The following is a 14,008-nucleotide window of genomic DNA, read 5'->3' on the forward strand; positions in this document are numbered from 1 at the left end:
CCCTGATCTTATCAGCAAGGACCCCATGCAAACACGGTTATCGTCTCACATCACTTAATTCCTATGCCCAAAACAGCCCCATTATGGCACATTACAGCCAGCTTCTCCGTTGGAAAGCGCTCACGTCATTCCTCTCGCCTCACCGCCAAAAATTGCCCGTCCTTGCGCATAGTTCGGCCATTTTAATTTAGTGATGTGTCCCCAATTGATATGAGACCTCGTGCAGGATGAGGCCGGGATCGACATTCCTGTCGACTGCCTCAAGGGCCTTGAGAAATATCGCAACCCTCCTGCGAGTTTCCTTGAACGAGGTCCTCTCTGATTCTGCTTTTATCAAGTCTATCATGTCCTTGTTTGCAAAGAAGTCTTTTTCCCCGCCGTTCTGAAATGATAAAACGTCCATGTGAAAGAGAAGGAGGTTCTCGACCAGACGCTCAACGAAAGAATAGTCCCTCTCATACGAAATTCTTTCCATGTCGCCGACAAGCGGGGCAATCTCGTTTGACAATGAGCGGGTCAGAAACTCGACCGCGGCCCTTCTTTCCTCAAAAGCCGCCTCTTCGGTAAGCTCCAGCGCCCTGCCGAGACTTCCTTGTGAGAGTGATGCGATTATTTGCGCCTTCTCAGCCGGAACTGAGAGCCACTCGACCAAAGCATCCCTTATGTGCTGCTCTGGAAGACCGCCGAATTTTACCTCCTGGCACCTTGAAAGCACGGTCGGAAGAAGCAGGTGAGGTTTCGAGGTAACAAGGATAATGAGCGTATTCTCTCTTGGCTCTTCAAGAAGCTTGAGGAAGGCGTTTTGTGCGTCCGGGGTCATCTTCTCGGCCCGAGAGACGATGAACACTCTCCACTTTCCATGAAGAATCCGGGTTGACGAGGCTCTCGACAAAAGCCTTATCTCGTTTATGGAGATCGAGGTCTTCTGATCAAATGCCACAAATGAAAGCGGCGATTCAATTTTCTTCGAGAGCACGCTCCACCTTAGTGCTGCCCTTTTCGATTCATCCCCGGTGTCATCTTTGGACCAGGATGGAATCGGAAAAACGAACTCTATCTCCGGGTGCTGAAACCTGTGTGCCCTCTCACATGATTGGCAGGAATCGCACGAATCGAACTCCATCCGCTCGCAATCTAGTATTCTTGCAAGAATGAGGGCCGTGGTCGTCTTTCCAACGCCTCTTGGTCCTGAAAAGAGAAAGGCGTTCGGAAGCCTTCCGCTCTTGAGCGCCATCAGAAGGTGCTGCTTAGCCCTCTTTTGATTCAAGATCTTATTCAGTCCCATATGATTGCATTATACCCGAATCCTGCGTGAGAGTCACTTTCGGAGACACGAAGAACACGGCCTCGGCGCATCTGGGATGAGATTGTTCGGAGATCTTCTCTGCCTGACCACCCGCCCGTTATGGTTTCAGGACCATCAGTTGGTACGTTTTCCCGCAGACTGAACCGAAAACCCCCAAGCCGCCTTTGACGCCGCCGCTGTACACTGGGTGCTCTGTATAGAGAAACTTGTGATAGTTATCATCTATGGCCAGCACCTGCATAGTGTTCGAGCCGTAGAAAACAATCATCGAGGAATACCAGTTTACAACATATTGCCCGGGATATTCGTCGGAAACAAACTCGCCAAGTTTGGCCATGGCCCGGATGTGCCGTGGCTCGCCATTCACACCGCCGTCATACTCTTCTTCGTTCCTCGGATGCCTGCTGCCGCCGAAAGACTCCGTGTACTCGGCGTCCCGGTAAGACTCATTGCAGTACATGTCAACCAGAACGATTTGATCCGGAGATTCCCCTTCCAGAAGGATGGGCTTTTCTCTCGACAAGTTCTTCTGATAGACGGAATTGACAGAATCCGGATTCAAAACGGTGGTAAGTTTTAGAACCGGAGGAACAGTGGTAGAAGCTCTCACCACTTTTCCATCGGCCTTCACCTCAAGGTTGTAGGTCGTCTTGGGCTGAACAACCAGACTGTCATTGAAATAGAAGCCCGGCCGTTGAGGAGATTCGTTCAACGTATAAACACGCCCGGTGCTTGTCTCGGTGAGTGTGACCGATGCCCCGCGAATTGCCGCATTCTCCAGGGTGTAACGTGCCAGTACCGGCTGCGTATATGCAATCATAATCGCGCGCTCCGCATTCAACGTGTCATTTCCCCAGAGGTAACCGAAAACAGTAATCTCCTTCTGATAATCCGGAGCGCCCGGATTCTTCTCACAACCAGGCAGGAGAAGCGCCAGCGCAAACACAACAAGCATCAGTTTGATTGCAACTCTCATATCTTTCCTTCTCCTAGAATCTGAACGAAACGCCGGCAGTGGGCAGTAACGGAATCATCGAGTAGTCCTCCACGGTGGCAGTGTCGCCCGAAGTCTTGTAGCGCCGGAACCAAACATTTCTGTGATTGTAGACGTTGACAACCTGGAAGTAGACTTCCGTGTTGAACAGGAACTTCTTGGTCTCATAGAATATGCCGATATCCAGCCGGTGATAGGCTGGAAGCCGGTAGAAATTCTTTTCGCCATCAAGAGGCAGGTTGTGGGTGGTCCCGTTTGGGTTCATGACCGCGTACCTGGCCGTCGCTTCGGTGTAAGGCTGACCGGAGCCGTACTTGAAAGCGAGATTGACCCGGTACTTTTTGTTGATCCGGTAATCTTGAATCGTAGTCACGGTATGACGCCTGTCGTAGGTGGGATAGTATTCCTTGTCGAAGTTATAACCATTGATCTGCTTCTTGGTCCTGCTCAGTGAGTAGCCCACCCATCCCTCAAGTCCCCAGATATTGTTGCGAACAAGAGCATCGGCGCCATATGCTTCACCTTTGCCGCTGTAGAAATTCTGCGCAGCAGTCTGGTCACTGAGGTTCTCGTCAGCGCCCCGGAATTGTCTGAATTCAGCAATGTTCAGATACTTCTTGTAGTATCCTTCAAGACTGAAAGAAAAAGTCCTCGCGTTGTCAAAGGAGTAGCCCAATATATAATGATCTGCCGCTCCCGGCTTAAATGTCCTGTCAACCGGGAACCACATCTCGGCAAAGCTCATACCCTCTGCGTCAACCTGATTCAGGAATTGAGAATACCGGCCGTAGCTCGCCGTCACGCTTGTTCTGTCGGTCAACAGATGCTTGAGCGAAACTCTCGGCATCAGGCGGGAATAGCTGCCATCGGTGTAGTGGTCAAACCGAAGACCGGTCTGCAGGATATTGAACGTGCTCACGCGATAGTTGTCCTGGAGATAGACCGCGGAGTAGTCGCCGGAAAAAGAGCTGCGATAGTCCGTGTCCACGATGTGATAATTCAGTTTGAAGTCGAGCATCTTGTTTTCGAAGCCGAAGTCCATCGAGTGATCGGTAGAAGGCGAGTAAGTCAGCATTCCCTTTATTGCCAGGTCGGTTATCCTGTTCATGAGACCGAAAGAAATGTTGTCGAAATTCACCTCGGTGTCGCTATCGAAACGGGTCCCCGCAAAGACGAAATTGGAAAACAGCTTGCTGGAAAACAGATGCATCCACCTGGTGCTGAAGGTCCTGTTTCCCCAATTCAACGCAATGTTCGTGCCCCCTTCGCCTGACAGGTCTAGGCGGTCATTCCCCAGATAGAAGCTGACGCTGGCCTGATTGTGTCTGTCTATGTCGTAGTTCAGCTTGGCATGTGCATCGTAGAAGTAGTATGGCAGATCAACTTTCACCATCTTCGCAGCCAGGTCCAGATATGTACGGCGCCCCGAGACCATCCATGAACCCTTTTTCCACGGACCTTCGAGAGTCGAGCTGGCACTCAGGAGACTCAGCCTCGTCACGCCGTGGCACTTCTCGCGGTCTCCTTCTTTGTTGTAAACATTCAGCACTGATGAAAGTCTGCCGCCGTACATTGCCGGGAAACCGCCTTTCAGAAGCTCCACCGATTTGATCGCGTCCGTATTGAATGTGCTGAAAAACCCGAACATGTGGTTTGGATTGTACACATCGATGTGATCCAGGAGGATCAGGTTCTGGTCTGCGCTCCCGCCGCGGATGTAGAGCCCGGCGGAAAAGTCCGATAGCGTGGCGACCCCCGGGAGCATCTGAACCGATCTGAACAGATCCGGCTCGGCTATCTGTGGAATACTGCGGAGCTGGGGCATCTGTATCGAGATTTCGCTCGGCTTGATGTCCAATTCACGCTTGTGTCTTTCCGCAGTGACAACTGTTTCCTTGACCAGGACAGGCTCAACTTCAAGGAGCGCATCGAGTTCAATTTCATCCCCGGCTCCCAGCGTGCGGGTGGCAACGACCGGTCTGTAGCCGACATAACTGAACTGAATTTCGTATGTCCCGGGTTTTAGCGAAGGCAAGACGTAATACCCGTTCGTATTTGTGTTGGTGCCGATGGTGGAGTTCTTGACCAACACATTGCCCATGATAATCGGCTCTCTGCTCGCCTTGTCACGCACGAACCCGTGAATGGTTCCAGCGAAAAGCTGGTCTGCGCCGATAAAGGACAAGAGGAGCAGCAAAATAGCTGCGACTGTCTTCGCTCCGGGTTTTCTAGACCGAATCAGAGTCACAGGGGGAAGACTGCAAGCTCAGAAAGTATCCAAACACAGTCCCTCATTCGGATCATTCTCAGGTCGCCTCACTCCAAAGTCAACTAGAGGCACGCCGACGGACAGTTGCTGCGAGGCTGGAAGCGAGACGCTAAGCTCTGAAGAGCTTCTAGCCCACCTTCTTAGATGCCGAGGCACTGCAAGAAACTTGGTTCAAAGGTTTAAGATGCTCGGAGAACTTGCCCAAGCTAGCCTAGAGGAGCTTACAGAGGTCCCCAGAATTAGCCGGAGCTGCCGGAGTGGCTCCAAGCATGCTTTGAATTGGCAAGAAGAGTCAGTCAGTCAACGCAGGATAATTACCAACGGACTTTTGACACTCCAGAGAGTGTTGTGAAGTTTCTCCAGCCGCAGATGGGCAATCTCAAGAAGGAGAATTTCCGAACCATACTTCTCAACGTCCGCAATCAGCTGATCCGTACCGACGTGGTAAGTCTAGGAACTCTCAACGCACCCATCGTTCACCCGCGCGAGGCGTTTAAGCCCGCCATAGAAGCATCCGCGTTGAGCATAATTCTCGTTCACAATCACCCAAGCGGCGACCCAGAGCCAAGCACAGAGGACATTGCTATCACCAACCGATTGAAAGAAGTCTCCGAGCTGGTCGGCATTGAGCTTCTTGACCACATTATCATCTCTGCCACATCGTGCACCTCACTCAAGGAAAGAGGAGTTATCTAAAAGCAGGATATCACCCCCCTGTTTGTTTCTTTATGCTTCCCACCCAACGGAGTTCATAGCTAGGTCGTTCCCGTCCGCTGGTCTCTGAATTTTATCATAGGGAACCCATCATCCCTCCAAGGTGCCTTCCTTGCGGAGCTCCACCTTGACCGACAGCGCAAGTGGCACTGATGGAAAAGCCAGCCCTGAATACAATCAGGGCTTTTGTTTTTGAAACAGACTTTCCCACAGCACTCACCCGCTTGGTCTCGCAAGCTCGACTGCTCCGTCCCCTATGACTTACGGGGTTCTTGGCAGCGGACGGTGAGCCGTCCCGGGCGCAGCCTTAACAATGACGGCAAATGGAGGTTCTTATGAACTCCTATGAAGCGAAAATCTGGACTGCGGTGGCTCAACTCCTTGAAGTCACCGGTTCAGACTCTCGGCAATTCATCACAGAGATGGTTGCTCTGGTTGTCCGGGAGACCAGACGGTCCTTTGGAAGAGGGATCAAGGTCGGACGCGGAGAAACGCGGAAGGCCACTGGTTATCGGTCAGCGCTGAAGAACGGGAAGCTGCAGCCGAAGCAGGAGGTTGTCCTCGAGGAAATATCTGTCGAGGAATAGACCTCGCGGGGCGAGTCGAAAGACTCGCCCCTTTGTTCCTTTTTCCCCACCCTATCCCAGCCTGGCGTCAATCCAAAGTTTATTTGACAATCATTCCGTAATAGGTTTAGATATTGAGGATGCATTTGCAGAGAGTGAGGTGATAAAGTTATGCGAACCTACCGCAAGAAAACACTTGACAAGTACGTATCTGAATTAAATACTACACTAGCATAGGATTCGCCCGACTTTAGCAGAAGGTGTTATGTTTGAATTTTGGCGAGGTGAAGTTTGTGCCGAGGCTGGATGCACGTAAAACCTCAGCCGGGCTTATTTTCTTGAAAGGGGGTGGTCCAGGAAAAATGGTTTCTTAGTATCGTTGTGCGTCGGTTGCGTGGACGATTGCAAGGATTCTTTGTTGGTTGTAGAAACCCCATCCAGGGGGTGACTGTCATGAAGAAAATATTCGTATTCATATTCGGGATTTTGGTGCTTTGCTTAGCGGGATATGCAGGTGCAGAGAGTTGGATTGACAATTTTGATGGCGCAACGCTTTCTTCCCGCTGGCAGCTTGCCCTGAAGGGGGCTACCTCAGGTGAGGTATTTGCAAATGTTGCAAATGGTTATGTTGAGACAGGCCTCAGTGGTGGATCGGATTGGTGGGACGCTGGTGGTATTGCGACGGCTTATCCTATTAATTCGTCGGATGATGGGATTTGTATAAAAGTAACCAAAGCCGGCCAATCAGGGTTTATCTATAATTACTTTTTTGGCGGTTCTGTACCGACCGGCTTTGAATTCTATCTGTATAACCATCCATGGGCGCATTGGGGTTATAGAGCATACGTGACTGAACCGCCAGTTGAACACTACGGTTTTGGGATTTATGCTAGCGATGGTCAAGGATTGGTGATAGCAAAAGTTTACAGTCCAGATCCTACTCATTTTCCTAGCCACACTTTTCTTTACAATATTCCATCACAGTATTGGGCAGCGGATGGAGAATGGGAGATTCTAAAAATACGCTCCTACTTCTCTTTGTGGTACAACGGGACCCTAATCGGGGATTTCTATAATATCCCGGAGATTGCGGATAAAGATCTATATTTCGTTGCTGACGCCAGAAGATACTCTGGCTGGGAGACTGTGTATATCAAACTTGATTCTGTTGAGCTCGGGGTTTTACCTACTGCAACGAATAATGAGAGCTGGGGCAAGATCAAGGCTATGTTCAAGTGAGCTAGGAGAGCCACCCAATGTAGAGCCTCTTTCTGATTAATCTAGGTTTGAACGGCACACTTTCCAGCAACGTGTGCCGTTTTACTGTCTGTAACACTGACTCGCGTTGTCTGTGCAACCCCCCATTTCCCACTTTGGCTAAAGTGGGCAATCTTTTCCCTTTGACGATCGCTTGTCCGGTATCTTGTCCTGAATGATAGAGAAATTTCTTTCTCACTTCTTACCGACCAGGAAATGCGTCTGAGAATCAACTCAAGAATTCAGAGCATTCGTGCGGAGAACACGGTCTGCCCAACCTCTCCAGATAGAAACGTAGAAGTCTAGAGAATTCGATGTCCAGAATCCTACCGATAGGTACGCACCTGACCCCTTAACGGCCATCCAACTATCTCAACCAGCCCTGCGGGTCGAGCGAGTCTTTTCCGCGTCTGATCTCAAAGTGGAGACAATCCCCTGACAGGGAATCTGTATCGCCAACCTTTCCAATGAGTTGACCTGCTTGTACCTCATCACCCGGGCGTACCGTAATCTCCGATCCGTGAGCATAAAATGTATAGTAGCCGCCTCCGTGATTTATGATCACGCATTTTCCATAACCTGAGAGCCAATCCACGTATTCGACCCGGCCCTTTCCGACCGACTTTATTGGCGCGCCACGCGCAGCCTTGATATCTATTCCATTGTTGAAAGTTTCGGTTCCAAACCTTTCGTGTCGGCTCCGGCCAAACCTTGATATGACCTCTCCTTCCGTTGGCCATTGGAGTGAGCCTTTGTTCTGGGCGAAAACAGAACTTGCGACCCATTCCTTCTTTGGAGGAAGTTTCTTTGCAATTTCTTCCCGTCTCTTTCTCTCAAGTTCCGCTATGAGTGCTTGCAGTTTCTTCTGGGCATTCTCGAGTTTCGCAATCTGCTTTTCGCTTTCCTTGCGTTTTGCCTTTATGTCGGCAAGCGCTTGCTTTCTCTGGCCTCTTAAAGTCTCGAGGTTTTTCTTCTCCCTTTCTTTTTCGGCTTGAAGGGCAACAATCTCTCTGTGCGCAGCGTCGAGTTTTCGCTCTTTCCTTTCGATCTCTTCCTTTTTTGATTTTAGCTGAAACAGGAGCACCCTGTCCTGCTGGGCAACAGACATCAGGTAATGGTATTTCTTGAAAAGCTCGGCCAGGGAACGCGAGGAAACAAGCATCTCAAGCTCCTTGCCTTCACCATACTTGTAGATCCCACGCACTCTCCATGCGAGAATTGTCCTCCGGTTCTCCATCTCGACCAGGGCGACCGAGATTTCTTCGCGAGTTTTCTCGAGTTGAGCGTTCAACATTTCTTCTCGCCGGGAGAGTTTCTGTATGAGCCGTTCGGTAAGGGAGAGCTCTGTCTCCACAATCTTCAGACTCTTCTCGGCAGTCCTCTGTTTTCCAGCGAGCTCCGCCGCTTCTTTTCTCGTTTTCGAGAGTTCCCTCCTCAATGCCTCCAGTTCTCCCTTTTGCTTCTCGACATCGCCTTCCGAAACCGGTTCCTGCTGGGGGGTTTTCTTCGGCGGGACTTTTGAAGCGGTTTTCGAAGGAGTCTTCGCCGGAGTCTTTGAACCAGTCTTGGAAGGAGTTTTCTTTGACGGAGCCTTCGAAGTCGTCTTTGAAGGGGTCTTCGACGGCGCGCGTTTCTTCTTTGTGGGAGTTGTCTTTTTTGCTTTCTTAGTTTCGGTTTGAATCTCTTTCTCCGAGCACTTTCCTGTTTGAATTGGAGGGGCTATGGTTCCCAGGAGAAAGACTAACAAGAAAACGATGCGGACAATCTCTGACCGCCGAATCCTACGGACAAAATGGAGAAATGAGAGAAAAACCGGCAAGAGTCTCAACCAAACCCTTCTCACTCGATGTTTTTCAACACTCCCCTGACTGACAAGTAACTCCCGCAAAGCCCAAGGAATGTTCCAAGCCCGACAAAGATTAGAACGTGAATCGGCTCCAGGAACTCCACGTCGGGAAGTGAGTTATGAAGAGCCCTGAAACCCAGGAAGACGACCACCATCGCCAGACAGGAGGAAAGAAAGGAGAGAGATGCTCCTTCAATGAGAAATGAACGCCTGATGGCCGAATCAGAAGCGCCCACACTCTTGAGGATTTCGACCATGTCCCGCCTTGCAAGCACGATGAACCTGGTGGTGCTGGCCATCACAACCACGACTGAGAGGCCAACAAAAACTCCCACGATGAGCGTTCCGAGAAGAAGCACTCTGACTATCCGGTCCAATCTCTCGATCCATTCTCCCCCGTAGCTCACGTCTTCTACGCCGCCTATCCGCATGACCTGACCGGCGAGAACTTTCATTCTTGCAGCGTTTTTGTATTCACTCAGAAGAATTAGCTTGAATGAGGCGGGGAGCGGATTGTAGCCGACGGCTTTCAGTATTTCTTCTTTCCCCATTTCCTTCACGAACTCTGTCCATGCTTGCGCTTTGCTTGTGTACTCAACTCCCTTCACACCTTGCAGCGCCAACAGTTCCTCTTCAACAGATGCAACTCTTTCTTCACCCACCCCGTCTTTCAGGAAAACGACTATTTCTTTTCTTTGCTCGACAAGTTTCACGATCCGGAGAACGTTGTGACTGACGAGCGAGAAAACCCCAAGTACCGCAAGGCTCGCGGTGGTCGCAAGGAATCCGGAAAGAATGAGCGCGGAATTCCGCCGTATGTCTCTGAAGACTTCTCTCAAGGAATACACTTAGGCACCTCTCTCCGCATCGTGGCATTCCCGGCATTCAACCAAACGCAACTGCTTTTGGAATCAAACCACATTTTCGCCAGGAACTCAAGGGAAGCATGTCCCCTCACCCTGCCCTCTCCCCAACGGGGAGAGGCTGGTTCGGCGAGGGGTTGTCGTCTCCCGGGCTCGAGCAGGCATCGGTGAGGAGGCCGTCTCGGAGATCGCTATTCAGAGCGCTCATGGAGTTGTGTTGGCGATGAGCTGTGAGCTGGCTTTCGCGGGAGGGATGGGCACACCCATCTTGGCGAGCAAGGTGGGGATACCCAGCCCTTTAGAGGCTCGGGGCACCCGTTGCGGAGCAATGGGTCGTGGCAAGGATTTCCCGCCTGGCGAGCCTGTAGATGGGTCATCCCGAAGCGGAGCCAGCAAAACGCTCAGTCGCCATCAAAGGAGGATCGACATTTTCGGCGAGAGGGAAAGGACATCCCAAGAATAGGTGACTGTCACTATTTTCTATTTTATAATGTGCGAGGGGGCAAAGCAGGAGAAAGCGATGCGTATTTTGGGGATATCTGCATTTTATCATGACAGTGCCGCCTGCGTGGTGGAAGACGGCAAAATAATATCTGCGGCGCAGGAAGAGCGTTTTACCCGTAAGAAGCACGACTTCTCTTTTCCGAAGAATGCAATAAACTTCTGCCTGCAGAACAGCGGAATAACGGCGAAAGACCTGGATTTCGTCGCCTTCTACGATAAACCGTTCATCAAGTTCGAACGGATACTCATGACCTATCTGGCATTTGCCCCCCTTGGAATCAAGTCTTTCATCACATCGATGCCGTTGTGGATTAAGCAGAGAGTCTGGATGAAAGAATTCATAAAGAAAGAGCTTGGATACGACGACAAGATTATCTTTCCGGAGCATCACGAATCGCATGCCGCATCTGCATTCTTTCCGTCGCCCTTTCAGGAGGCGGCTTTCATCACTGTGGACGGAGTCGGCGAGTGGGCAACGACAAGCTGCGGCGTTGGCAAGGACAATAAGATAGAGATTTTCAAAGAACTCCATTTTCCGCATTCATTGGGTCTTCTTTATTCTGCATTCACGTATTACACGGGGTTCAAGGTCAACTCGGGTGAGTACAAGGTGATGGGGCTTGCACCTTACGGCGAGCCAAAGTACAAAGACTTGATGCTCACGGAGCTCATGGACTTGAAGGAAGACGGCTCGTTCAAGATGAACATGAAGTATTTCAATTACTGCGCCGGCCTTACGATGACGAACCGCAGGTTCGACAAGCTTTTTGGCGGACCTCCGCGGAAACCCGAATCGGAGCTGACACAGCGTGAAATGGATTTGGCGCGCTCGGTCCAGGACGTGACCGAGGAAGTCATGGTGCGCATGGGGCGCAATATCTACAAGGAGACCGGCCAGAAGAAACTTTGTCTGGCTGGCGGCGTGGCCTTGAACTGTGTGGCAAACGGGAGAATCCTGCGGGAAGGTCCTTTCGTTGATATCTGGATACAACCCTCGGCAGGTGACGCAGGAGGTGCGTTGGGGGCTGCGCTTTTTGTCTGGTATCAGTATCTGGAAAACAAGAGAGTGGCGGACGGTGAAAAAGACTTCCAGCTCGGATCATACTTGGGTCCGGAGTTCAGGAATGGAGATATATCCGGCTATCTGAAAAACAACAATATTCCCTATGTTGAGCTCGGCGATGAGGAAATCCCGGAAAAGATCGCTGACCTGATTAACGATCAGAAAGTGATTGGATGGTTTCAGGGGCGCATGGAGTTTGGTCCCAGGGCGTTGGGAAGCCGGTCGATTGTTGGAGACGCCCGCTCTTCGAAGATGCAGGAGATAATGAACCTGAAGATAAAGTTCCGCGAAAGCTTCCGGCCATTTGCCCCATCGGTCATAGAGGAAAAGGCCCCCGACTACTTTGAAATTGACCGAGAGAGTCCTTACATGCTGCTTACAGCAATGGTGAGGAAGGAGATCCGCCGGAAGATGACTAAAGAAGAAGAAAAGCTATTTGGCATCGATAAGCTGAACGTTGTGCGCTCAAGCATCCCCGCGATCACTCACATTGACTACTCTGCCCGGCTTCAGACGGTGAACAAGAAGGATAATCATCTCTATCACCGCATGATCTCGAAATTCGATGAAAAATACGGCTGTCCGGTGATAATAAACACGTCGTTCAACGTGAGAGGTGAACCTATCGTCTGCACTCCTCATGATGCATATCTCTGTTTCATGCGGACAGATATGGATTATCTGATAATTGGCAATTTTCTCCTTGATAAGAGGGATCAGAAATCTCTCGACAAGGACATCGACTGGCGCAAGAAGTTTGAGCTGGATTAGGAGCCTTCATGATTGTTGAGGAAATAAAGAATATCAAGAGCGGAAAGAAAGAGCTCCGGCAATTCGGCCTGACAGTCGGAATTGTTTTTGCTCTCCTTGCAGCGCTGCTTTGGTGGCGTGGCAGATCTTCCTGTCCTTATTTTTTCCTGATTTCCGCTGTTTTGATCTTGCCGGCCTTTCTCGTACCTTCGGTTCTGAAACCTGTTCACAAGGTCTGGATGACCTTCGCCATCCTCATGAGCTGGGTCATGACGAGGGTCATCCTTGGTCTCGTGTTCTATGTGGGAATCACGCCAATGGGTTTCCTCGCAAGGCTATCCGGAAAGGACTTTCTACGGCTGAAATTCGATAAGAAAGCGGACAGCTATTGGATTCCGAAAGAAAGACAGAAGTTTGAAAAGAGTGACTACGAGAGACAGTTCTGATCCGCCCAAGAAGTCCCGTACTGTGATACGCAATATTCTTCTCTCCCTGCTCGTATTCTTCATCTTCATCGTTGCCCTGGAATTCACGCTCCGCTCGACGCATCTCTTCGGCGCAAGAATCTCATGGTCCGAGCCGGATTCGACCCTGGGATTCCGGTATGTTCCGAACAGCAAATACTGGTTCTACAAGGAAAATGATCACCCGATTTCGGGCAGAATAAATAAATATGGGTGGCGGGATAGAGATTGGTCCCGCGAGAAAGATGCAAACACGTTTCGGATTGCGATTCTTGGAGACAGTTTCGTAGAAGCGTTCCAGGTCGAACCGGAAAGCACCTTTATCGCATTGGCACAGCGTCAACTGTATGAAGCGTTGGGACCCAGAATTGAATTGATGAACTTCGGCCGTTCAGGATTCACGCAGACTGAAGAACTCTTCGTTCTTGAAAACCAGGTTGCCGCATTCTCTCCAGATATGGCGATCGTATTTTTCCTTCCGGGAAACGATATCGAGGATGTGCGGAGGGAAACCGCCCCGACCGCGCTGCGACCGTTCTACAAGGTTTCTCCGGAGGGAACCCTTCTCCTTGATACAAGCTTCACTAATCTGCCCGAATACAGGAAGATGTGTTTCATAGACAAGTTCAAGCGGCGCTCAGCACTCATTTCTCTCCTAGCGGAAAGGTATAACGCTTTCAAGATGGCTGCCGCTGCTAAGAGACAGTTCAAGGCCGAAGGGAGAGATGCCTCGCGGAAGGGTCAAATACATGGCCCATTGAGTCTCTGCACAGCCAATCCGGACACTGCATATGTGCAAAGCTATCAATTGAATAAGATTCTGATTGCGGCCATGGTTGAATACTGCAGAGAGAAGGGAATTCGATTTATGCTGGTCACCATAGACATTGGCTCCTACATTCCCGAAGTCGAGAGAAAGTACGAATCCGCAGATTCGACATTTGACACAAATTTTTTTGAAGACGACTTGAAGAAATATGCCGCATCGCTTAACATAGATTACGTTGGGTTACAGGGGGTGTTCAGACAGGCGTATGAGAACGGAAGGGCGCCCTTGCACTGGACACACTGGAACTACAAAGGCCATCGAGTGGTCGCAGGTGCTCTTGCAAATGAATTGAAATCAATTGCAGCGGATTCGGAAGAACACAGGCCGGCCGGCTACAGGGTGAAAAACTAAGACCCCGGGAGCGGAGCCGAAAGTGGGAAAAATAGCAATCCTCAAGGAAATGTGGCTGTTCCTAAGAATAAGAAAGAAATGGTGGCTTGCACCAATTGTTGTTTTTCTGCTTCTTTTTGGTGCCCTAATCGTCTTTACGCAGGGTTCTGCACTCGCGCCGTTTATCTACGCGCTATTCTAGTGTGCCGTCCCAGAAATAACTTTACGAAATGCAGGGCGTTTCATAAGGCAC

Annotated in this window: 12 protein-coding genes; 7 read left to right on the forward strand and 5 right to left on the reverse strand. The window is 50.4% G+C overall.

The genetic code is table 11. From position 1 onward, the window contains the following. Positions 1-187 precede the first annotated feature (187 nt). The 3 genes from QME66_10460 to QME66_10470 form a co-directional block, all read right to left on the reverse strand. Positions 188-1,285, reverse strand: coding sequence for an AAA family ATPase (locus tag QME66_10460; protein MDI6809389.1), 1,098 nt, complete (start codon positions 1,283-1,285; stop codon positions 188-190). 118 nt (positions 1,286-1,403) lie between these two features. Continuing rightward, complete coding sequence (locus tag QME66_10465) at positions 1,404-2,282, reverse strand: DUF4249 family protein (GenBank protein MDI6809390.1); 879 nt, start codon at positions 2,280-2,282, stop codon at positions 1,404-1,406. Positions 2,283-2,295: 13 nt separating this feature from the next. Beyond that, on the reverse strand, positions 2,296-4,548 hold the full coding sequence (locus tag QME66_10470) for a TonB-dependent receptor (GenBank protein ID MDI6809391.1): 2,253 nt from the start codon (positions 4,546-4,548) through the stop codon (positions 2,296-2,298). A 270-nt stretch (positions 4,549-4,818) separates the two neighbouring features. Here QME66_10470 and radC point away from each other — a divergent pair, with 270 nt between their 5' ends. From radC to QME66_10485, 3 genes are all read left to right on the forward strand, one after another. Next, positions 4,819-5,265: a DNA repair protein RadC gene (radC, locus tag QME66_10475; protein ID MDI6809392.1), complete on the forward strand. Its 447-nt coding sequence runs from the start codon at positions 4,819-4,821 to the stop codon at positions 5,263-5,265. A 353-nt stretch (positions 5,266-5,618) separates the two neighbouring features. Beyond that, positions 5,619-5,870: a hypothetical protein gene (locus tag QME66_10480; GenBank protein MDI6809393.1), complete on the forward strand. Its 252-nt coding sequence runs from the start codon at positions 5,619-5,621 to the stop codon at positions 5,868-5,870. 432 nt (positions 5,871-6,302) lie between these two features. Then, complete coding sequence (locus QME66_10485; protein ID MDI6809394.1) at positions 6,303-7,088, forward strand: hypothetical protein; 786 nt, start codon at positions 6,303-6,305, stop codon at positions 7,086-7,088. Positions 7,089-7,473: 385 nt separating this feature from the next. Here the strand turns inward: QME66_10485 and QME66_10490 are convergent, their stop codons facing one another. Both QME66_10490 and QME66_10495 read right to left on the reverse strand, forming a co-directional pair. Next, positions 7,474-8,934 carry a peptidoglycan DD-metalloendopeptidase family protein gene (locus tag QME66_10490; protein ID MDI6809395.1) on the reverse strand — a complete coding sequence of 487 codons (1,461 nt, stop codon included), beginning with the start codon at positions 8,932-8,934 and terminating at the stop codon, positions 7,474-7,476. An 11-nt stretch (positions 8,935-8,945) separates the two neighbouring features. After that, positions 8,946-9,800 (reverse strand): permease-like cell division protein FtsX, encoded by an 855-nt coding sequence (locus tag QME66_10495; protein MDI6809396.1) that lies wholly within the window; start codon positions 9,798-9,800, stop codon positions 8,946-8,948. Between the two features lie 535 nt (positions 9,801-10,335). Between QME66_10495 and QME66_10500 the strand changes: the two genes are divergently transcribed. Genes QME66_10500 through QME66_10515 form a run of 4 tightly spaced genes read left to right on the forward strand, consistent with a single transcriptional unit; the run spans position 10,336 to position 13,957 of the window. Continuing rightward, positions 10,336-12,153, forward strand: a complete 1,818-nt coding sequence (locus QME66_10500; protein ID MDI6809397.1) for a carbamoyltransferase — start codon at positions 10,336-10,338, stop codon at positions 12,151-12,153. 8 nt (positions 12,154-12,161) lie between these two features. Beyond that, entirely contained in the window at positions 12,162-12,578 is a 417-nt protein-coding gene (locus QME66_10505) for an SxtJ family membrane protein (protein MDI6809398.1), read from the forward strand. Beyond that, positions 12,556-13,776 carry an SGNH/GDSL hydrolase family protein gene (locus tag QME66_10510; protein MDI6809399.1) on the forward strand — a complete coding sequence of 407 codons (1,221 nt, stop codon included), beginning with the start codon at positions 12,556-12,558 and terminating at the stop codon, positions 13,774-13,776. Before QME66_10505 ends, QME66_10510 begins: the two co-directional genes overlap by 23 nt. Positions 13,777-13,798: 22 nt before the next feature. After that, on the forward strand, positions 13,799-13,957 hold the full coding sequence (locus QME66_10515; protein ID MDI6809400.1) for a DUF5989 family protein: 159 nt from the start codon (positions 13,799-13,801) through the stop codon (positions 13,955-13,957). Positions 13,958-14,008: the final 51 nt, after the last annotated feature.

The organism is Candidatus Eisenbacteria bacterium (assembly GCA_030017955.1).
In the GTDB taxonomy this organism is placed as follows: domain Bacteria; phylum Eisenbacteria; class RBG-16-71-46; order JASEGR01; family JASEGR01; genus JASEGR01.

Coding starts and splice junctions, on each gene's coding strand:
- QME66_10460 (MDI6809389.1), bottom strand. CDS start 1,285: ATGGGACTGAATAAGATCTTGAATCAAAAGAGGGCTAAGCAGCACCTT.
- QME66_10465 (MDI6809390.1), bottom strand. CDS start 2,282: ATGAGAGTTGCAATCAAACTGATGCTTGTTGTGTTTGCGCTGGCGCTT.
- QME66_10485 (MDI6809394.1), top strand. CDS start 6,303: ATGAAGAAAATATTCGTATTCATATTCGGGATTTTGGTGCTTTGCTTA.
- QME66_10505 (MDI6809398.1), top strand. CDS start 12,162: ATGATTGTTGAGGAAATAAAGAATATCAAGAGCGGAAAGAAAGAGCTC.
- QME66_10480 (MDI6809393.1), top strand. CDS start 5,619: ATGAACTCCTATGAAGCGAAAATCTGGACTGCGGTGGCTCAACTCCTT.
- QME66_10500 (MDI6809397.1), top strand. CDS start 10,336: ATGCGTATTTTGGGGATATCTGCATTTTATCATGACAGTGCCGCCTGC.